Below are 18,861 nucleotides of genomic sequence, written 5' to 3'. Positions count from 1 at the left end.
CAAAGTTTTTTCAATGGTAAAAACAGGTAAATTTAGTGAGACGGAGAGGAAAAGATGAAACCCGAATGTCTACCTTTGGTTGCGGCTCAAGTTATTGTTGACCGCCATGTTATTGAACGTTAGAAATCCAATTTAAGTTTTCCTAAAGGCATCTGTTGGTAAAATTATTTTTGTTGCAATTGCTCCATACTTATTCTAGTCTAAAGTCTGTAAATTCTGTATTATCTCGCTTAAAAGAATTAGAGTTTCGGCAAAAACAAGATGAGGAGTCCCGAGAAAATATGGACTCGGATTTATTTAGTTTGAGAGTTATTGGAAGAATAGTTAAGCAAACTCCAGGCGGAATTAAAACTTGGTTTTGCTTGATGAGTATTGCTATAATTCTGGCAATATTTTCAATTGATCTCTCGATTCGATTTTCGGGAATTGATAAACTTAATGATTTTCAAAAAATGAACAAAATACTTGAAGATCTTCAGTAAAATTTTTGTTTGGATAGTGGGGAGATTGACTTTTAATGTCACTTCCCGTCCCAAATTGCTACACTTATTGAAAGACGCGCCTGATACTTGTCTAACAAATGTCACTCATAAATGTGACTGTTAAATTTTTGATGCCGTTGTTAAGCTGATGTTAAGAGAGTGCGGTTTTCAGTTTTATTAAATCGAAATGAAGTATTTAACAACAAAGTTTTTGATGGGTAGTCTATTGATTTTAACGCTATTTTTGAGTTTAAACACGAATGTTAATCCCTTAATTAGTTTGGCGGAAACTAAGCGGGCTGCAACGGAAGAAAAAGTTTCTAACGGCAATCAAAATTCAACTGAAGATTCCGAAACTGCGGAAAGTTTAGAAGAATACTCTAGAGAACCCCAGACAATACAGCAATTTGTACCTCCCGAACCCGACGACGAATTAAAATTAACAGCGGATATTTGCAAATTTGCTCAAAATCAAGGACAATGCCAGCAGAAAGTAACAAATATCGTTCTGGAAAGATTTAAAATCCAGAATGAATACGATCTTTGGCAACTGAATCACAGGCGGTTGGTTTTTCAATCCTATTTAATTATTGATTTATTTTTTTTGGTTCTAGTGATGTCAATTGTTGGAGTTGGATTGTATCTATCTTATTTAAAATTTAGAGAAAAAGAAACGACCGAAACCAAACTCAGCTTTGCTAAGGGAAACTTGGAAATTAATTCCAACGTGATTGGGTTGATTATCTTGATCGTTTCTGTCGCGTTTTTTTACTTATATCTCACTCATGTTTATCCAATCAAAGTTGTGGCAGATAGTTGGGAAAAAACTGAAGCTTTACCCCGATAAGATTCTATTCTGATTTTGAAAATAGAGTAAATTTTTTAACACCTAACCTTCACATCCAACGCCGTCGTTGTCGCCATCAAACCCGTGCGGATCATCCCCAACGACTCGAATATTGCTATAAGGAACTTCACTACAATTCAAGTCCGGCGAACCGATAGGAATGCAAATATCGGGGTAGGAAGCTTCACGCTGGCTGCGGGGAGGTTGGGTTGATGCGGTGCAGTTGCCCTTACGGAATTGGGGTAAAGCCGAGATAGCTGCAAAATAGGACACGATGTAACTATTTATTACAACTAATCCCTATGACCCTTAAACAGAGGAGATTTTAATTGCTACTTTGCGGTTCATAATAGTTTTGTTATTTCGCTGTGAAATTGATTTAGAGAATTTTGGACAAAAATTCAGATACTAAATCTGTTGAGTATCCTCGGTAATTTTAATTCAAATTGGTAATTTAAGATATTGTTGTATTTTCTGGTTAATTTTAATATTTTCATATGTTCACATTTTATTTATTTTATTTGCATTATTTTTGCTCAATTATTGAGTCTTGGCAACTTTTGGTGATTTTCACAAGAGATGATCACCAAACACTGCCTCTCTAAAACCCTAACTTCTGAACTGCTTTCCGCTTCGTCTCCTCACCCCGTCGGTCATATTTAGTCGTTGTCACCGGGGAAGAATGACCCGCCAACTTCTGAACCGTAACAATATCCACTCCTGCATCCAACAAGTCTGAACAAAACGTCCTCCTAAAATCATGGGGACTGAAGGATTCAACCCCCGCAGCTTCGGCTCGTTTCTTGAGAATCTTCAACACCGCATCCGAACACATAGAAGGATGCCGTTGAACCTGATAAGCTTTACCGACCTCGCCGCTTAACATCTTGGGGCTGGTTGATTACAGTTTACAGCGATCAGTTCAATCAACCCGCCCTAAAAGTGATGTCAGAGCGAATTTTGTCAAGATATATTTTAGTTTTTTAAAACAACTTAAAAAACACGCCCCATCCATTACTTTATATTCAAAAATATATATTTTTATTACAATTGGACAGTAAGTTAACCCCTATAAATTGGGTTTGTAAATTAATAAATCTTATTATTATCAAGCAATTTGGGTCGGTTATAATCGTGTCCTCACTCCAATTAATTAAAGAGGTCTAGAAATGGTCGTAGCCACCGAAAGATTTAAAAAATTTACGATCTTACATTCCAATGATATGCACGGGGACTTTATAGCCGAAAATAACGGTGCCGAAGGGGATCTGATCGGCGGAATGTCCCTGCTATCGGGGTATATAAAAAAAGTGCGCGAGGAATAAAAAAACGTCCTATTCGTGATTTCGGGCGATATGGTTCAGGGGTCGATCATTGATACAGAATACAAGGGCCTTTCAACCATCGAAATTATGAATTATTTGGCCCCCGATGTGGTAACGCTAGGAAACCATGAATTGGACTACGGCTTTCCTCACTTACTTTTCTTGGAAAAGATGGCTAATTTTCCGATTGTGAATGCCAACTTATACATCAAGAAGTATAATAAACGCCTGATGCAACCCTATCTGATCCTCAACGTTGATGGATTTGATATTATGTTCATCGGGATTGTCACCGAAGAGGTTTTAAAATCCTTAAAATTAGATACCAGTATCGGTACATTTGTAGGTCTCGAAGATGCAGCCGCAGAGGTTGGTAAAATTTGCAACGCATACAAAAACGATGATATTGACCTGACGATTTTGCTGACCCATATCGGTTTTGAAGAAGATAAAAAATTGGCCGCGATGCTCGATCCCGCTTGGGGTGTAGACATGATTATTGGCGGACATTCTCACACCTTCCTAGAACAACCCGCAAAAGTCAATGATATTTTAATTAGTCAAGCCGGAGTCGGTACAAACCAAGTCGGACGCTTTGATATTGTTGTCGATGACGATACCAACAGCATTGTAGAATGGCAGTGGCAACTTCTACCCGTCAATGACGATCTAGCCGAACCCGATGCCGATCTCGAAAAACTGATCAATTCCTTCAAAGAAGAAACCGATCGCAAGTATAATCGACTCATCGGACGTTTGGCGCGTCAACTGGTGCATCCGGTACGGGAACGAGAAACCGAGTTGGGGAACTTGATCGCCGATATTTTCGCCCAACTCGAACTCCTCGATGTGGTGTTGGTGGGTAGCGGTTCGATCAGGGGTACTGAATTGGGGCCATTGGTTGTATTAAGCGAACTGAAAAAAGTTTACCCCTATGACGGCCCCCTGTTCCGAGTGAAAGTCACCGGAACCCAACTCAAGCAAATTTTTGCACATATTATGAAACCGGAAAATCGCATTCCCGGCGAAAGTAATTATTTCCAAGTCAACCAAGGCGTTGAAGCGGTTTATCGGGATACGGATCGAACTCTCGAATCTTTGAAAATCAAGGGAAAAAACGTACAAGACGATCAACAATATACTCTCTGTATTCAAGAATATCATTTCAAAAATTCGGTTCAGAGTTTGAATATAACCGCCGAACAATTGACCCAGTTGGGCAATGAAAAAGTATTGACAACTTCCGCCCAAGATGTGTTGGAAGAATACTTCAGTTCCCATCAAAATATTAACAGTAATGTTGAAGGTCGTTTGGTTCAGAAATAAGTTCAGATAACACCGTAGGGGCGCTCTTGCTTGCGCCCAACCCAACCCCGAAAAATAGGAAAAAAGCATATTGTGGCAAATTTATCAAGGTTTAATTAAGTTTTAATTCTGAGAAAATCAAGCGGTTTTTTATGATTTATAGCATTTCCCATAGTCAGAAGGTACAGTAGCAGCAATGAGTAAACCAGTTACGAATATCCTGCTGAGTAACTTGTAACATAGCTGATGTAATGGCTTCTATTAAATCTTCTATCAACAGGGAATCTTAACTCTAGAATACGCAGAATAATTGCGATACCATCAGCTATAGAATATTCGGTTGGTCGGGTTCCGATACTTTTTGAACTTTATTGATTGTTGCTCGAAACTATTTTTAAATTTTTATTTATTGAAAAATCGCTCTAAAATAATTTGACCGTTTTTCGTCCGGTTAATCAAACACAATAACGGTTCCGATTTTTTCCCTCGAATTTCCAGCCAACTCATCACCAGGGAAATCAAGACGGACTGCAAATGCACCCGCCGATTTTCATCATTGCCCCCGGCGAACTTCTCCATTCACAAACTGATTGCTTGCCTTCTCCATTTTACCACATTTTCCCAGATTAACTGGGGAACAAAATCTCTATAAAAACCAGAAAACTTGGCTATTAAAATAAAAACCTTCAAGCATTAGTTGAATTGCTAATGCTTGAAGGTTTGGTGAAGTTTTAAAAGATTAGATGAATAAAAATGTAAGCGGTGTGGTTAATTTTCACTATCCGCTAACTCAACCTATTCTGCTGCGGATAACTCCCGTTTATATCCATTCTGCGGAAGACAAACTGGTTTGGCAGCCGCAACTTCCGGACTCAGGTGAATGTTGGCATCAAGATGAGCGTGTAAGTTTTCCTTCATCGGTGCAACGGGTTTGATAAACAGTACCGGATTGATTGTTATGGGAACGTTTAATGTAATCGGAACTGTGAATTCGCAGCCGTGGTTTTCGTAGCCTTGACAATCGTATCCAGTAGTTTTTTGAGTAGACATAATCGGGAATCCTTTTGTTGATTACACCCCCACTTTAACCAACGCTTTTAACACTTAGACAGTCACTTTTTTGAAGTAGCATAAATGGGTGGGTTAACCAGATTATCAATCTTGAGTCATTGGTTATTTGCACATCCATGACTCGATTCCCCGGTAAACTTCTCAAGTTCGGTTTATTGATTTAAAACTCAACCAAACGGGCATGACTGAAATTTCCCCCAAAGATACTGGCTCCAATCAACAAAGTTTGAAGCTCTGGCCTGGGGGATTTTGGGTAATTATCTGCAAAAATCAGAAAATTATTATTAAATTTAAAAACTCAAAGTTTAAACAGTAATTTAACCCATTTTTATCTCAAATTAAATGGATTATCTGTTCTGATTTATATGATTTTTTGGGGATTCTGTATTGTCAGGCACAAAATTTAAGTAAAACTTGATTTGAGTTGGGTAATCGGTCTATAGCCTCGTTATAAGCCTTAATTTCTCTTTCGTGTTCCGCCTTCATCCTCTCCAATTCTAAGGCGTGTTTTCTATGAAGATGAGAAATATTTTGCTCAAAATAGGCGTGTTTTTGCGTTGCCAAACTGCAAATTTCCTGTCGATGAAGTTCTCGCAAGTCCTCAAGCTTTTTCTCGTGTTCGGTTAATAGAGTGTGAGCGTTTTTCCGCTCCCGTTCGGTTTCGATTTCAAGCTCACCAGTTTGGATTTTGAGGTGATTAATATTCCGTTCATATTCTGCTTTGGTGCGGGTATCAATAGGACTGCTAATGTTTGCCGCATCCGCAGTAGTGGCAACAGCCTCCTTCGGGGATGACTCCGCTTGGAGATGTCCATTCCGAGTCAAATAGGTGGGTTCAGTTATTCCGACTTCCGGACTGATGTGAATATTGGTTTTGAGATGAGCGTTTAAGCTCTCCCTCATCGGTGCAACGGGTTTGATGAAGGGCATGGGATTGATTTTCAGGTGAACTTTTAATGTAACTGGAACGGTAAATTCGTAAGTTTGGCTAGGGTAGCCATGATAATTGTGTTGAGGGGTTTTTTCTGTAGACATAATTTGTAACTTTTTTTATTGATTATTCCCTCACTCTAACCATCGCCCTAAACGTTTGAATAGTAACTTTTTTGAGGGTCGCTTAAATAGGTGAACCGGATTATCTGTAGCGACCTGCAATTAAGAGTTCTATGCACTAGAACTAACATGAGACCAATTCACGACTGGGAAGCTGTGCTTCGCTATTTTTACGCCTATACCTAGCTTTACACCGACTCATCTCCCCTGAAATTTTTTCCTCTGCACAAAAGAAAAATCAAAAAATTTTTTCAGGAAAAAGGGCAAGAGGGGAAGAGGATAACTTTCCAATGACTAATTCCCCGCAAGGGGATTGAAACCAGCGATAACATTTTTGACCTCAAGCCGGGGTAAAGCCGAGATACGTGTAACGCACCTAAATGAGTTTAAAAATTCAATAGGATTAGGAAAAGGGTTTGAAGTTTTAGTTGAATTGAGTTCAATGGTTCTCAGAAGTCCATCATGCAAGCGAGACGATTGCACTCACTATTGTCATCATTTCCAATAGAAATTCGATATTCCACCACAAAAATAATTGTAGTGAAATATTGAATAATATTAACATTTTTTAGTCCCCTTGCGGGGAAGTGGTGAAGACTGAAACAACAGTTCAATCACCATACTAGAGGCGTGTTTCTATCCCCTTGCGGGGTAAGTTGAGAGACAGAGCAAAGTCTCCAAGAAACTTAAACCCTCTAGTTATGTATAACATTAGCGTATTTTGATAGAAAAGTCAAGCAAAAGTTCAAAGAAAGAGCAGGAGTATATTGCTATAAACTCTCCGATCAAAATTGAGTCAGCAAATATTTACTCCTGCATTTTCTAGAGAAAACCAAAGCAATTATTCAAAGTGAGCCAGCGTAACTTCTTTGTCTGGGAAATTAGCGACTATTTTCAAACTTCCACCCAACGCTTGAATATAGCGAGACAGAGTAGAGATTTGATGATCTTCTTGGTTTTCTATATCCGACAAGACAGATAGAATATCAATATCTTGTCCCATATCATCCGGTGTTACTCCTAATGACTCTTGCAATTCTGCTAAGTTAAGGTAAAGTAACGCTAATTGAGCGCGAGCTTTATTTTTAGCTCTCCGCTCAGGTGTCATTCGTTTGCGTAATTCGTTAAACGACTTTGTTTTCATATCAAACCTTCATTTTCTAGCTCTTGCAATAGTTCGTCATAGAGCCGATCTGCTTTTGGTACATTTTCTTCATACCAGCGATCATTGCCAACTTTGCTACCTCCTAAAAGGAGTACCGCGACTCGGCGAGGATCGAAAACATACAAGATGCGATATGGATTACCTTTGTGTTGTACACGCAGTTCCCGCATACGCTGGTGACGAGAACCCTGAACACCCGAACTTTGGGGAAAACGAAGATTTGGCCCCCGTTCTTGAAGTAACTCAACGGCAATATCAATTTCGTCTTGAGTCGCTTCATCTAGCGTTAACCACCATTGTTCAAACTCGTCCGTGTACTCGACTTCGTATGTCATGTTATTTATCCTTTGGTCTGCAAAATACGTTCTGTCTGATGCTTGAAAAGTTGATTCAGTCGCGCTAGGTGATGTTTGAAAAGTTGATTCAGTTATTTTAGTGAATGTTTGCAAAGTTGATGCGGGCGGGTATGAGCTTTCGAGCCTATCCATACAGATATTTCTCCTAATAAAATCAAAAAAACATCAACCGACAGATATAGCTGTGATTGATGCCTTCTATATTAGCACTCAAAATAAAGTTAGTGGTTACAAACTCTCTCAATTAGCAAGTTTAACCTTTTTAATACTCCCATCTTCTTTTAAATCAACAATTTCAACCTGAACGTTTTGCCCTTCAGATAGAGAACTTGCTTTTTTTGGTTCTTTCTCCGTTAATTTAATTGTTCCCAAAATTTCATAAGTCACCTTATTTCCCTTAATGTTAGTAACAGTTGCCTCTAAAATTTGACCGATTTTAAACGCTTGCGATGCGACAACCTCAGCGATTTCTGCTTGACGGGCAGACTCAGCAACAGGCGCCGCAATTTCTCCAATCGGCCCCGAACTTTGGTAATATCGCATTAAACGCGCTACCCAACCGAGAATTTGCAACATTACTATTGAATCATTTTCATAGGCTTTGAGATATTGGGTACAAGTTGCTTCTATTGTTTCATAATATCTGGAAGTTTGTCTGCTGTGACCAATACTTCGACCATTTTTAGTTAAGGTTTTTAGATAGTTGAAAAACTTCTGTCCAGATTCGTTGGGAGTGACATAATTTCTAAGATAGGAAATCGCTTTTCTCAGTTCATTTATATCTGTTTTTTCTTGAACCAAAGTTTGGGCGATCGCGTGAGCAGTTGTCCACTGATTTTCTGTTAACATTAGTACATTCCTTCTGGGGGTTCACGATCTGTTGGATAACCTAAAATTTCAGCAAGTTGTTGAAGTTGGGTGGTTTGAATCAAACTCGAATGAGCCGATTGAATCTTTTCTCGAATAAACTGCTTTAATTCTTCACCCGTTTTTTTGTTTTCTGAAGGCTGAAAATTAGAATAACGTTCTCGTAAATCTTGCTGATTTTGTAAAACATTAGCTGCGGTTATTTCAACTGTCATTGTTCCCATTCCTATGGGTTTACCGCCTCCCACTTTCAATGCTATTGGGTAGTTTTCATCTTGTCCGAGAGAAATCAGTAAAGTTCCCAGTTCCGCAGATTTGAGGTTTTTAAAGCGAATTTTGGTTGTGAATGTATATTCTTTTGCCGCTTGTTGAACAGGAATTCCCTGATTTTGACCTTTATCAATAGCTCGAATGGTATGATAATAAAACTTGCGTCCTGCAACTTTTCCCCGTTGAAAATAGGCGGTTCGTTCGTCGGGTCTAGGACGATAAAGAGAAGGCATAAACCCCGTTGCAAAGTTATGATTTTCGCATTTTGCATCATTAAATTCTATTAATCCTTGCCAATCTAATGCCCCAAAAACTTGACTGGCGGGACAGAGTTGAGCTTTATTTCGACAGGGTAAACGTTCGGGTGGAATTTTATCTTGATATTTTCGAGTAATCACGGCTAACGTGCTATTAGTAATCGCTTCATAAACTGAACGAACACACCCTTTTAATGAACTTCCTTGAATTGAAAGGTTTTGATCAACGTCTTGAATCATAGTTTTAATTAAGGGAATCCTAGTATTCAAATCACTCCCCATTGCGACAATACCCGTTGATACATGAACCGCCGTTTTTACGGTTAATTTGAGTTCAAGAGTTCCATGAATTCGATCATTTAAAAATTGCTGATGTCCGGCGGGTCGTTGCAAAGTTGGGCGATTTTCTGGAAATGAAACCAATTGATAGGGTTTAGAATTATTGACTCCTACATCAGCATTTATAGCAGGGGGTTGGCTGGGTGGGTTAGGTCGATTTTGTCTTCTGACAGGGCGATTTGTCATTGTTTTTCCTGAACTGTGAGAGCGATAAAATGTACCGTTGAAGTCTTTTTATTTTTGAAATAACGTTGAGCAATCTTGAGATTATTGGGATATTTAAAACGATTCGGAAAGCGTGTTACCGTTGGCTGGTATAAATAAGCGTCTCGCACTTCTGTTTCCCATTTCAATTCCTTTTCATTCTCCTTAATGGCTGAAAACTCTGGTAAAGAATCACCATTACTTAACAGCAAAACTTCAAAACCAGAACCTTTTTTTTCCCAACGCAGTTCTAACCTTGAGTTAAACATCTGTCCTTCAGGACTGGGAGATTGTTCAAAAGTTGAGGGTAATTCTTCAACAATTCCACTAACTTTATCAACCCAACGTAGAAAATAATAACTATTAGAGTTGGCATTTTGAGTTAATAATTCTTTCAACTCAACTGAAGAAATGTTTTTATAACCTACAAAACTCATTAGGCTACTCCTGGCTGTAACAGTTGTTTCCAAGCTTTAACTGAACGGGTAAATAAATCTTTCACCTGTTCTTCTCCTGAAAACGTTAATTTTACCCCAAATCCAAAATCCATCAATTGAGCAGCAACAGGTGTTTCTTGATGGTCATGTGTAGGAAAACCATAACGTTCTGTTTCGCTAGTTTCAATAAATTCACCCGCACCTAATAACATTGTCTTTTCCCATATTTTATCACTTCCGAGAAGGCGAATTTGCTGATTATCTTCTGTAAAGATACAACCAGGATATTGAACATTAGCAGAATTATACTGCACCGAAACCGTCCCCAAGCCGCGAGATTTTGCAAACCCCAAACCAAACCAACCATCATTCAAATCTCGTAAAACTAAACCCATTAAACCCAACTGAGCGAGGGTAAAATTCTTCAGGTGAATTTTGGTTTTAAATTCTCCAAATGTACAAACTTGATAGTTAAATGGCCCAACAGCAACCGAACCAAAAACGCGATCAATTGCGACGCCGTTACGTTCTTCTATTTTGAGTTTTGTTTTATCTTTTGGGTAAGCATCTTCAATTCTAACTCGACTGGCTATTGAAGTATTTCCAAACATTTTATCCGTGAAAGAGGAAAGTTTGTAAATATCGCAACTGGATATATTTTTAATTTTGAGATAATCATACTGATCATTTAACGGATCATTCGCCCAAGGAAGGCTGGAATTATTGGAGTTTGTTTCTCGTCCAACGGTTCTGACAATGCGTTCAGCATGAGCGCGAATCGCTCCTTTTAAAGAACTCCCCGGAAGATAAATTGAACGTCCGCCTGTGTGGTAAGTTTCCACAAATTCCATATCGGGTTTTGTCGGGTCTGCGCCTTCTTTTCCCGATTTAATTAAAATCGGCCCGTCTGGAATAATTGTTAAATTGATTGTGCAATGATTAACTAATTTTTTGTGCATTTTATTTCCTGAATAAATTGTAATTGATTCTAATCTCTGTTTTGTTCAACTGCATTTTCTGCGTCAGTACGCTGAGATATTTTTGTATTGAGATGTTCAATCAGTTTCCCAACCCATTCATCTTTATAGTCCGAAGCATCTTCATAGGCTGTATTATCGTTTCTGATGATTTTTTGGAGATATTCTAACAAAAATTCTGAGTTCTTCTTGACATCATCTGGGTTCTTATTAACATCAACCCAACGCATTTTATCAATTTCTAAACGAACCACACCCAAGCCGCGAGAACGTCCGCCACCTAACGGAATTTGTTCGGTTTCAAACTGATGCAAACCAATCATTAATAAACCTAATTCCCAATCTTCTGCATTTTCTACAACTGCTTTAAAATCAAAATCTGTTCCGCCTGGTACAACTTGATAATCATAAAGTTTGCCTTCGGATGCGGTTTCTGTATCTCTATCTATCGCTACTCCATCCCGTTCTTGATATTGATCAAACCAAGTGTTAGTATCAACAGTTAAATCTCGGACTTGAAATTTACTGGCGATCCAAGGAGAACCAAACAAACTCGATATTAAGTCTGTATTTTTTATGATATAATCATGTAATTTATTTTCTTTTTCGAGGGAGTTCATATTCTGGAGTTTCTTCATTTTGAAGTCTGCTAATTCTTTAGAAGTGAGCGACCATTCATCATTTATACTCGGATTTCCGACTAATTTAGGGTTATTTCCTAAGATTCCTCGTAAGAAACTTTCAAGACGCGATCGCAATGCGCCTTTGAAGCTAGAACCGGGAATAAAAGGCCTTCCTAACGCATCTTTAATCACGGGTAAATCCGATCCAATGGGTTCGGTGGAACGTCCTGCACTAATGCGTAATGCGGTAATTGTAGTCAGTTTTCCAGTCAGTTCGAGTCGATTTTTAAATGTTTCAAACATAAGAGTGCATCCTGATTGAGATTAATTTAAAAAACTGTAGCCTATAGTTTTAAACTCAAGGATTATCGTTGACATAATCGTGTTCTCCATAATGACGAAGAAAGAGTTGACCTTGATCAAGGATACAACTTACCCTTCTACCAGTATTTTTAATATAAAAGTGATCAATTTGATTTTTCAAAATTCCGCCGTCACATTTTTTCTTTCCTTCATATCTTGAAAAATTTAACCTTCGGTCAAAGCGAGTTGTATCTCCATTATATTTAATCATTGAGGCAGAAACTTCTGCAATGACTTCATGTAAATCTAATTTTTTATTAGCATCTGTAGCATTTTTTTGATAATCTTTTTCAAAAGATTGTTCATACTTAATTTTGGGAAATTCAAGTAAGTTTTTTGTTGTCAGAAAATCATCCTTACAGTTATTCCAAGTTAGTCTTCCCCAGTTTGTCAGTGTCGCTTCATCATCCACTATGAATAGTAGAGTATCAGCAGGTTCAACGCCTTCCAATTCTGATCGTTTAACCCATATACCAACCTCTGTAGCCATCAAAGCAAATTGCACTGGTTTAATAACTGATTTTTTGAATTCAATAGGTAAGCGGGGAATCTTAACAAGTTCTGAATTTCCTTCAAAAATATAGATAATTTCATCCGCATAAAACATTCCAATTGTATTTAGGTATCCCTGTAAAGCTTTAAAGCCCCCAACTAAGTTAAAACGAATTTCATCACCCGATTTTTTCTGTACTAATAATGTCTGATCTGCCCATTTCAAAAGTTCATCAATACCATCTTTAAATTTCTCTGTACTTCTTGTAGATAGGTTGTCTGGAGCATAAACTTGAACCCTCATTCCTTTCGATTCTAAGAAACTTTGGACAATATTAGCTGCTATTTCTCCTTGTGCTGTATCAGTAGCAATTAACCAATGTTGATCCTGTTGACTTTTCTCTGTATACTCATAGATACCATAAATACCATTAAGTTCTGCACTAATTTCTCGAATTTTATCATCTTCCGTATTTTCATTATAGAGTTTATCCTCGACTCGTTGTTTTAAGGTTTCAAGAATATCTTGAACGTCTGGATAATATTCCATTTCCTCAACAGTATAGTTAGCTGCTTCATTTAAGCGTTCTAGCCAGTTCCTCGGATGAATATCTGGATCAATTTGATTCGTCAATAAACTTGTACCGACTGTTGAAATGATTAATTGTGGCATAATTCTGTTGTCCTAAATACAATGTGATAAAAGTGAGAAAAAGGCTTTAAGATTCACCCTCTAGTTTGTACTTCAGGTAACGCGCACCATATCCTAAGTAACGACGAGTTAGCTGAATCAAAATAGAGTTGTATTCTTCCGTCTTTGCTTCTTTTGAAATCTTACGAGTAATCTCTTTCAACTTACCATCAATGTCTTTAATTATTGTTTCAGCTAAAGACTCTTTACCTCGACCCCATTTGTTATCACGCCCTACTTGATAGCGTAAAAAGTTTTTAATCGCTTCTGTACTCTCCGTACTCTCTGCAACTCTCACTAAATTGCGAAACTGTGATTCTTCCAATTTGCCGTATGAAGCTGTCTTATTTAAAGCTGTTTGTATAGCAATCACAATTTCATCTTCCTTTTTACGAATACATTCCTGAATTTTCAGTTCTTTTTGAGCCTGAATTCTCAATTCTTTTTGTTGTTCAATATCTTCGTTCATACAGCTTTCTCCCGGAATACTAAATGAAACTCATTACAAATTTGCACCTGTCCAAATCCTTCGTTTGTTCGTTCTCCAACTCCCTTATTTTCTAAAATTTCTAAAGCTGAATACCAAGTTTGAGTTTGAGTTTTACTAATACTAAACAGATAAACTCCTCCTTTATTCGTGACTAATTCAACGTCTTTCATCAACCCCCAAGCCGCATTCCAACCCGAATAATAGTCATAACTGCTATAGGCGACTTCTAGCTTTAGAGATGAATCTTCCGAATCTTTAATCCCTGCAAATTCTTTTAGCATTGCTTCTGAAATAACGGTTGTTCGCCGCCAATTTTCAGTTAAGATGGCGTCAGATTGAAGGTCGAGTGTGAAGTAGGTTCGCTCTTGTGAATACTTTTCTGATGCCGGAATAAATAAACTTCCCCAGAGTTGCCATCTTTCTTTTAGTTTAGCATTAAATTGTTTAATTCTATCCTTAACTGAATCGGATTTTTTTCTGCACTCAGCCTTAATTTTTACTTTCCCTAACCCCCGCGAAGTTGAACCTCCCAAACGAAATGATTCATTGTGATTATTAATAAAACCAAGTAACTTTCCAGCTAATTCTTTATCGGGTACAAGAATAGCACCTCGATAGATAGACGGCTTTTCCTTTTTGGGTTGAGATTCATTCAATACCTCAATACTGTAGAGAATCGATTCCTCAGCAGTAGCCCGTTTTCGGTTAATTCCAACTCTCGTTAACAGACGTTTGTTCGCTGAGAGTGGATGATACTTATCATATATTTTACAATAAAATCCGCTAAAATTATCAACTCGATCAAAATTTGGCGGACAATTTGGATCGTACAGTTGACCATAATCTTCTGCACAAAACCGATCAATTAACGTATCAAACACCCCATTTCCTTTGTCTTTAAAACCAGGTTTGGCTTTGGAACTGAGAACTGTTGCAGGAAGAACAGCAATTTCTTTATCCGCAGGTACTTTCTTACCTTCTTTCAAGATAGCTGGATAAGCATTTTGAAAAATTGCTGAGTTTTCATTCAAAAATAGGGCGTGAAAATCATCATTCGATTCGGGTTGTTGATTGGGTTGTAATAAAACAGAAGCAAACGCACCTCGGATAACAGAACCGGGAATATAGTCTTGGGCTTCACTAATAGAACCGCCTGGTTTATGACGACCAATTGCGAGGGGAGATAATGCTTCTATTTCGAGTTGAATTAGATTCATTTTTGGACTCCTTTAGCGAGAAATTCCCAAGCTGAACTCTCTGTATTAATTTCAGATAATGTGCTTTCTAAATTCCAAGTTAACCATCCTAAACCTGCGGATTTACTCCCACCCAACGCATGAATATGATGCAATCCCGCAATGATTAATACTTTGGCATAATCAGGACAATTGGGTAAGAAATGAATCTGACCTGTGAATTGTAATTTTGCGTTAACGGGAGAGGTTTCTAAGAAGTAAAGTTTTTGTTCCTCTGCGGTGCGACGACGGCGATTAATTGTGACACCCGGACGTAAAACTTCAGGGAGATAATCTGGATTTTCTGTACAAATCAAATCATCAAATAACACGCGAGAGGGTAAGCTAGGATTTCCAAAGATTTGACAGATTAAACAGTGATATTGATCATCAATTTTATATTCATCATCACATTGATCGTCAATTTTATATTCATCATCACATTGATCGTCAATTTTATATTCATCATCACGATGAAATTTTTGTTCCTCATTTTCCGATAAACCCTCTCGTTGAGGACACATGGTATTCGGTGTAGGAGATTGACAAATAGCCCAACCTAAACCCCTGGCTATTTTCTCACATTCATGTCGCAAACGACCTTTGATTTGAGATGCTGGAATGAGTAAATTTCTGTCTGTATTGCGAAGAATGGGTTTATCCGCCAAAGAACCCGATGAACCTCCCGCACCCACACACAAAGCAGTGTCAAGTGTTGCGGTAATGGTGTGAAATTCTATGGATAAATTGAAGTTTTCTAGAGAGATCATTTATTCGCCTCCGTTGGTTGTTCGGATGGTTTTGATGAGTCAGTATTTGTTTTTTCGGTGAAAGCAAATAGGTCTACTAAATCTCGCCAAATTGTTTCATAATACGATTCTTCGTTTTTGTCTGGATCGCGTTTTCCTTCTTCATACATCCAGGGTGCTATAATTCCATCATTTGTTTTTGCTGAACACCAAGCCTCTTCAAAGTATTGTTTGATTGTACCTTTTCCTTGAGTTAAACGTACCCTAAAATAACGATAATTTAGAATTGCGGTGCGTTTTCCTCGTTCGAGTAAACTGCGAATTTGGTAAAGTTGCGAGCGCGGAAAATCTACGTTTTTAAAAGCTTGAACTGTTTTCAAAAGTCCTCCAATTTCATGTAAAGTGTAAGGTGCTGCATAGAGTCTTAGTTTTTGTGTCCCAACTTCTTTTGTTAACCCTTGTTCTCGAAATTCTTTGATACTGGATGCAATCATTGTCACAGACTTCATGGTTAAAAAGTCTATTGTTCCCCCATAATATTTTTGTTTTCGCAACAGTTTTGCACGTTCTTTAGCAGATTTCAGAAGTTGATTGGTTAATTTCTCAGCATAGTAAATCGGTGTTTCTTCAGCCGTAATCAAAACTCCGGTTGACATACTGAGTTCACATTGATTATTTCCGGTTGGAAGATGATCACCATGACAACGATGCACTTTTTTAGAAATGTAGATTTTATCGGAATTATAACCGCTTACTTTCAGCAGTTTTTCAAATTCTTCACCTAATGTTTTGGCAACTTCTAACGCTTTATTAGCCGGAACAATTAAAAGAACATCATCTCCACCAATCGTAATAATTTCAAAGGGATGAATCCAGTCTCCATTTTTGTTTTCAATATCTGGATCGGTTAAGTTGTTTAACTGATGGGGTCTGAGATGTTTAGATAAAGCATAATAAACGGCTTCTTCTGTTGCCTTAAAAATATCTTCGCTAAATTGTTTGTATTCTTGAGGAGTTTTAATTTTCTGAATATAACCTCCCATGTTATTACCATCGGCGTAGATATAAGCAATAAAACCGTTATACACATTCCCTAATTCTCGCACAGTTCCAGCTTTTTTAGGTTTGTAACATTTAGGTTCAGAACATTCCGAATAATATTTATCCTTCTGTTCGCGGTTTTCTTCTTTTTCTAGATAGTCTTCAAATTCCGCCACCCAACTTTTAATTCTAATACCTGTGGGTTGCCAACCTAATTGAAGCTTCTTAAACCAAGTCGGTAATTTATTTTGTAAATCTTCGTCTTTAGCAATTTGACCCACAATTTTTTTCCGAACTAATGCTTCTGATACAAGCGGTTGACTTGGAATTTCATCAATTTTAGCAATAGCTGAACGGCGATCGCTTTCATCCCGAACTAAATAAGGATGAGTTTCAAACATTGGCGGATAACGGCGACTTGGACGGTTTTCAGTGTGATTTCCACTGCGTCGCTGATTGAATTTAATTGCTAGTTTTGTGACCAGTTCATTAAAGCTTTTGCGGTTTTTAAATTCTTCGTCTTCGTCAACATCTGGCTGTCTGTAATACGCTTCCAGCAGATGATTATTTCGATTTTGACGATATTTTTCTAACCAAAATAAGTTTTCATTGATGGTATCGGGAAGGACACCCAAACGCAGTTCAAGGAACTTAAATTTATCTCCAACCGCACAGGAATTAGCCGTTAAAGTTTCCCAGGTATAACGTTTTTCAATGGCATCACAGAGTTGATCGACAAATGCAGCCGGACAAAATGCTAAGATATTTCCGCCTGTTGAATAGATGATTAACTCTGGAATTAAAGCAGCTTCTAAATTTGGGAAATTTTCACTCATCCACTGCGAAATACTTACGGATTTTTGGTCTTTGTGATGTTTCCCGAAAAATGCGGGTAAATCAACTAAATTAATCCGATCTAACAGTGCCGATGCACCTCGAACATCTGGTAATTTTGATGCTTCAAACACATATTGTTTTATTTTGGTTGCGCCTCCGTAAATTAAACCGATTTTTGAGTTCCAAAGGCTTGAATAGTCTTCGGTTAATTGTTTTAACTGTTCTATGGTTTCGGGAAATTCTAGAGTTTCTAGTTGCCTCACCTGTTCAACGATTGATTGTAGTTCCTCTGGAATTTCTTTATTTTCTACTATCGCTTTTCGGATTTGCTGTAAATTTTCTAAACCGAATTGAGGCTGTAAATTTTCTCCCCAAGCTAAACACCAAGCGATGCCAACGGATAAGTCTGGTAAAGAATGAGTCATGTTTTCACCCTTGATTAAACATTTATTTTAGACGATTTCAAGAAGCAGAAGAATGAATTAAAGCTTGAATTCGCTTGAGTAAAACTTCGGGAACCGGACAAGCATTTCCGCGAATCCAAGGCCCACAAGTGATCTGAAGAAAGGGTTCTTGTTTATGTAATATTTCGGTTGGATCGAGAACACTAGAAATTTCAGCAATAGGTTTTAAATTACCCCGTTCTGAACAAAATTCATGCCAAGCGGGAACCGCTTCCGGTTTAGAACTAATTATTAAATAGTGGGTGCAAGCTTCTAACACGGGCATTTTCTCCGGTTGTACCATTCCGCCAACATCAACAATTACCAGTTTTTTCTGGCGTCGCAGTTGGAGAATGGCTTGGGCGTGGTAGGTGAAAAACTCTGGGGTTAAACCCCCTTTATTGGCTGCTTTGAAAATTTCCGGATCGATATCTTCGTCTAACTCTAACACATAATTTCCTTCTCCATCCCAATTTGCCCGTTGCAGATAAATGTCGGGATATTGAGGTAATAAGGCTTGAAATAAAGCATGAGAAAATACACTTTTTCCACTATCAGGTGGCCCCACAACCATTAACGCCGGAGAGAGTTTTTGAGTTGATTCTTCCCATAAAATTATCTGACCAATGTGAGTTTGTCGGGAATGAGTAGCGACAACAACGGCACCTAAACGGGGGTCGTGACAGGCAACCCAAGCGGTGGGATGGAGTTCGTGAATTAAGTATCCATAAAGCCACATCGGGCCGCGTCCACTAATGACAACACCTTGGGTTGTATCGATTCCGGGGGGTAATTCTAATTCGATTAAATCTTCGGGGGAAATAATGCGATCACCTGTTTTTAATTCAACGGTTAAAAGTTGACAGTTCAATCCTTGAAGGGTTTGAATTGCCGTTAATATTAGGTGAATTTTATTCATGGGATTTATTTGTTGATTCCGCA

21 protein-coding genes are annotated in these 18,861 nt (G+C 38.1%); 3 read left to right on the top strand and 18 right to left on the bottom strand.

What is annotated here, in order from left to right; genetic code table 11:
• Positions 1-170 precede the first annotated feature (170 nt).
• On the top strand, positions 171-482 hold the full coding sequence (locus tag L8106_RS17085; protein WP_009785635.1) for a hypothetical protein: 312 nt from the start codon (positions 171-173) through the stop codon (positions 480-482).
• 214 nt (positions 483-696) lie between these two features.
• Positions 697-1,329: a hypothetical protein gene (locus L8106_RS17080; protein ID WP_232228518.1), complete on the top strand. Its 633-nt coding sequence runs from the start codon at positions 697-699 to the stop codon at positions 1,327-1,329.
• A 42-nt stretch (positions 1,330-1,371) separates the two neighbouring features.
• Here L8106_RS17080 and L8106_RS32330 read toward each other — a convergent pair whose 3' ends face one another.
• Together L8106_RS32330 and L8106_RS17075 are read right to left on the bottom strand one after the other, a co-directional pair.
• A complete protein-coding gene (locus L8106_RS32330; RefSeq protein ID WP_156803731.1) occupies positions 1,372-1,602 on the bottom strand; it encodes a hypothetical protein in 231 nt (76 codons plus the stop codon).
• Between the two features lie 328 nt (positions 1,603-1,930).
• Complete coding sequence (locus L8106_RS17075; protein WP_009785633.1) at positions 1,931-2,215, bottom strand: site-specific integrase; 285 nt, start codon at positions 2,213-2,215, stop codon at positions 1,931-1,933.
• A gap of 454 nt (positions 2,216-2,669) precedes the next feature.
• On the opposite strand from L8106_RS17075, the gene L8106_RS17070 reads away from it, so the two are divergent.
• On the top strand, positions 2,670-3,980 hold the full coding sequence (locus tag L8106_RS17070) for a bifunctional UDP-sugar hydrolase/5'-nucleotidase (RefSeq protein ID WP_255348893.1): 1,311 nt from the start codon (positions 2,670-2,672) through the stop codon (positions 3,978-3,980).
• Positions 3,981-4,361: 381 nt separating this feature from the next.
• On the opposite strand, the gene L8106_RS32325 is transcribed toward L8106_RS17070, so the two are convergent.
• The 16 genes from L8106_RS32325 to crn3 all read right to left on the bottom strand — a co-directional run bounded on the left by L8106_RS32325 (position 4,362) and on the right by crn3 (position 18,838).
• The gene (locus tag L8106_RS32325) at positions 4,362-4,538 is read right to left on the bottom strand and encodes a hypothetical protein (RefSeq protein ID WP_009785630.1); all 177 of its coding nucleotides are present in this window, start codon (positions 4,536-4,538) and stop codon (positions 4,362-4,364) included.
• Between the two features lie 216 nt (positions 4,539-4,754).
• A complete protein-coding gene (locus tag L8106_RS17065; protein WP_009785629.1) occupies positions 4,755-5,009 on the bottom strand; it encodes a hypothetical protein in 255 nt (84 codons plus the stop codon).
• Positions 5,010-5,420: 411 nt separating this feature from the next.
• Positions 5,421-6,065 carry a hypothetical protein gene (locus tag L8106_RS33070; protein ID WP_009785627.1) on the bottom strand — a complete coding sequence of 215 codons (645 nt, stop codon included), beginning with the start codon at positions 6,063-6,065 and terminating at the stop codon, positions 5,421-5,423.
• A gap of 859 nt (positions 6,066-6,924) precedes the next feature.
• Positions 6,925-7,227: a hypothetical protein gene (locus tag L8106_RS17055; RefSeq protein WP_009785626.1), complete on the bottom strand. Its 303-nt coding sequence runs from the start codon at positions 7,225-7,227 to the stop codon at positions 6,925-6,927.
• Positions 7,224-7,583 carry a type II toxin-antitoxin system RelE/ParE family toxin gene (locus L8106_RS17050; RefSeq protein WP_009785625.1) on the bottom strand — a complete coding sequence of 120 codons (360 nt, stop codon included), beginning with the start codon at positions 7,581-7,583 and terminating at the stop codon, positions 7,224-7,226. Before L8106_RS17050 ends, L8106_RS17055 begins: the two co-directional genes overlap by 4 nt.
• A 261-nt stretch (positions 7,584-7,844) precedes the next feature.
• Complete coding sequence (locus tag L8106_RS17045) at positions 7,845-8,453, bottom strand: hypothetical protein (RefSeq protein ID WP_009785624.1); 609 nt, start codon at positions 8,451-8,453, stop codon at positions 7,845-7,847.
• Positions 8,453-9,523, bottom strand: a complete 1,071-nt coding sequence (locus tag L8106_RS17040; protein ID WP_009785623.1) for an RAMP superfamily CRISPR-associated protein — start codon at positions 9,521-9,523, stop codon at positions 8,453-8,455. The genes L8106_RS17045 and L8106_RS17040 overlap by 1 nt, the downstream gene beginning before the upstream one ends.
• On the bottom strand, positions 9,520-9,978 hold the full coding sequence (locus L8106_RS17035; RefSeq protein ID WP_009785622.1) for a hypothetical protein: 459 nt from the start codon (positions 9,976-9,978) through the stop codon (positions 9,520-9,522). Before L8106_RS17035 ends, L8106_RS17040 begins: the two co-directional genes overlap by 4 nt.
• A complete protein-coding gene (locus L8106_RS17030) occupies positions 9,978-10,937 on the bottom strand; it encodes an RAMP superfamily CRISPR-associated protein (protein ID WP_009785621.1) in 960 nt (319 codons plus the stop codon). The genes L8106_RS17035 and L8106_RS17030 overlap by 1 nt, the downstream gene beginning before the upstream one ends.
• 29 nt (positions 10,938-10,966) lie before the next feature.
• Positions 10,967-11,881 (bottom strand): CRISPR-associated RAMP protein Csx7, encoded by a 915-nt coding sequence (gene csx7, locus L8106_RS17025; protein WP_009785620.1) that lies wholly within the window; start codon positions 11,879-11,881, stop codon positions 10,967-10,969.
• Positions 11,882-11,936: 55 nt separating this feature from the next.
• Positions 11,937-13,106: a putative CRISPR-associated protein gene (locus tag L8106_RS17020; protein WP_009785619.1), complete on the bottom strand. Its 1,170-nt coding sequence runs from the start codon at positions 13,104-13,106 to the stop codon at positions 11,937-11,939.
• A 46-nt stretch (positions 13,107-13,152) separates the two neighbouring features.
• Positions 13,153-13,593, bottom strand: coding sequence for a hypothetical protein (locus L8106_RS17015; RefSeq protein ID WP_009785618.1), 441 nt, complete (start codon positions 13,591-13,593; stop codon positions 13,153-13,155).
• Complete coding sequence (gene csx10, locus L8106_RS17010) at positions 13,590-14,831, bottom strand: CRISPR-associated RAMP protein Csx10 (protein ID WP_009785617.1); 1,242 nt, start codon at positions 14,829-14,831, stop codon at positions 13,590-13,592. Before csx10 ends, L8106_RS17015 begins: the two co-directional genes overlap by 4 nt.
• Positions 14,828-15,619, bottom strand: a complete 792-nt coding sequence (locus tag L8106_RS17005) for an RAMP superfamily CRISPR-associated protein (RefSeq protein WP_009785616.1) — start codon at positions 15,617-15,619, stop codon at positions 14,828-14,830. The genes csx10 and L8106_RS17005 overlap by 4 nt, the downstream gene beginning before the upstream one ends.
• A complete protein-coding gene (gene cas10, locus L8106_RS17000) occupies positions 15,616-17,901 on the bottom strand; it encodes a type III-B CRISPR-associated protein Cas10/Cmr2 (protein ID WP_009785615.1) in 2,286 nt (761 codons plus the stop codon). The genes L8106_RS17005 and cas10 overlap by 4 nt, the downstream gene beginning before the upstream one ends.
• A 37-nt stretch (positions 17,902-17,938) precedes the next feature.
• The gene (gene crn3 / locus L8106_RS16995) at positions 17,939-18,838 is read right to left on the bottom strand and encodes a CRISPR-associated ring nuclease Crn3/Csx3 (RefSeq protein WP_009785614.1); all 900 of its coding nucleotides are present in this window, start codon (positions 18,836-18,838) and stop codon (positions 17,939-17,941) included.
• Positions 18,839-18,861 lie beyond the last annotated feature (23 nt).

Source organism: Lyngbya sp. PCC 8106, assembly GCF_000169095.1.
Taxonomy (GTDB): Bacteria; Cyanobacteriota; Cyanobacteriia; order Cyanobacteriales; family Microcoleaceae; genus Capilliphycus.
Note: the sequence above shows the minus strand (reverse complement) of the source record. Positions and strands in the feature narration are given on the sequence as shown.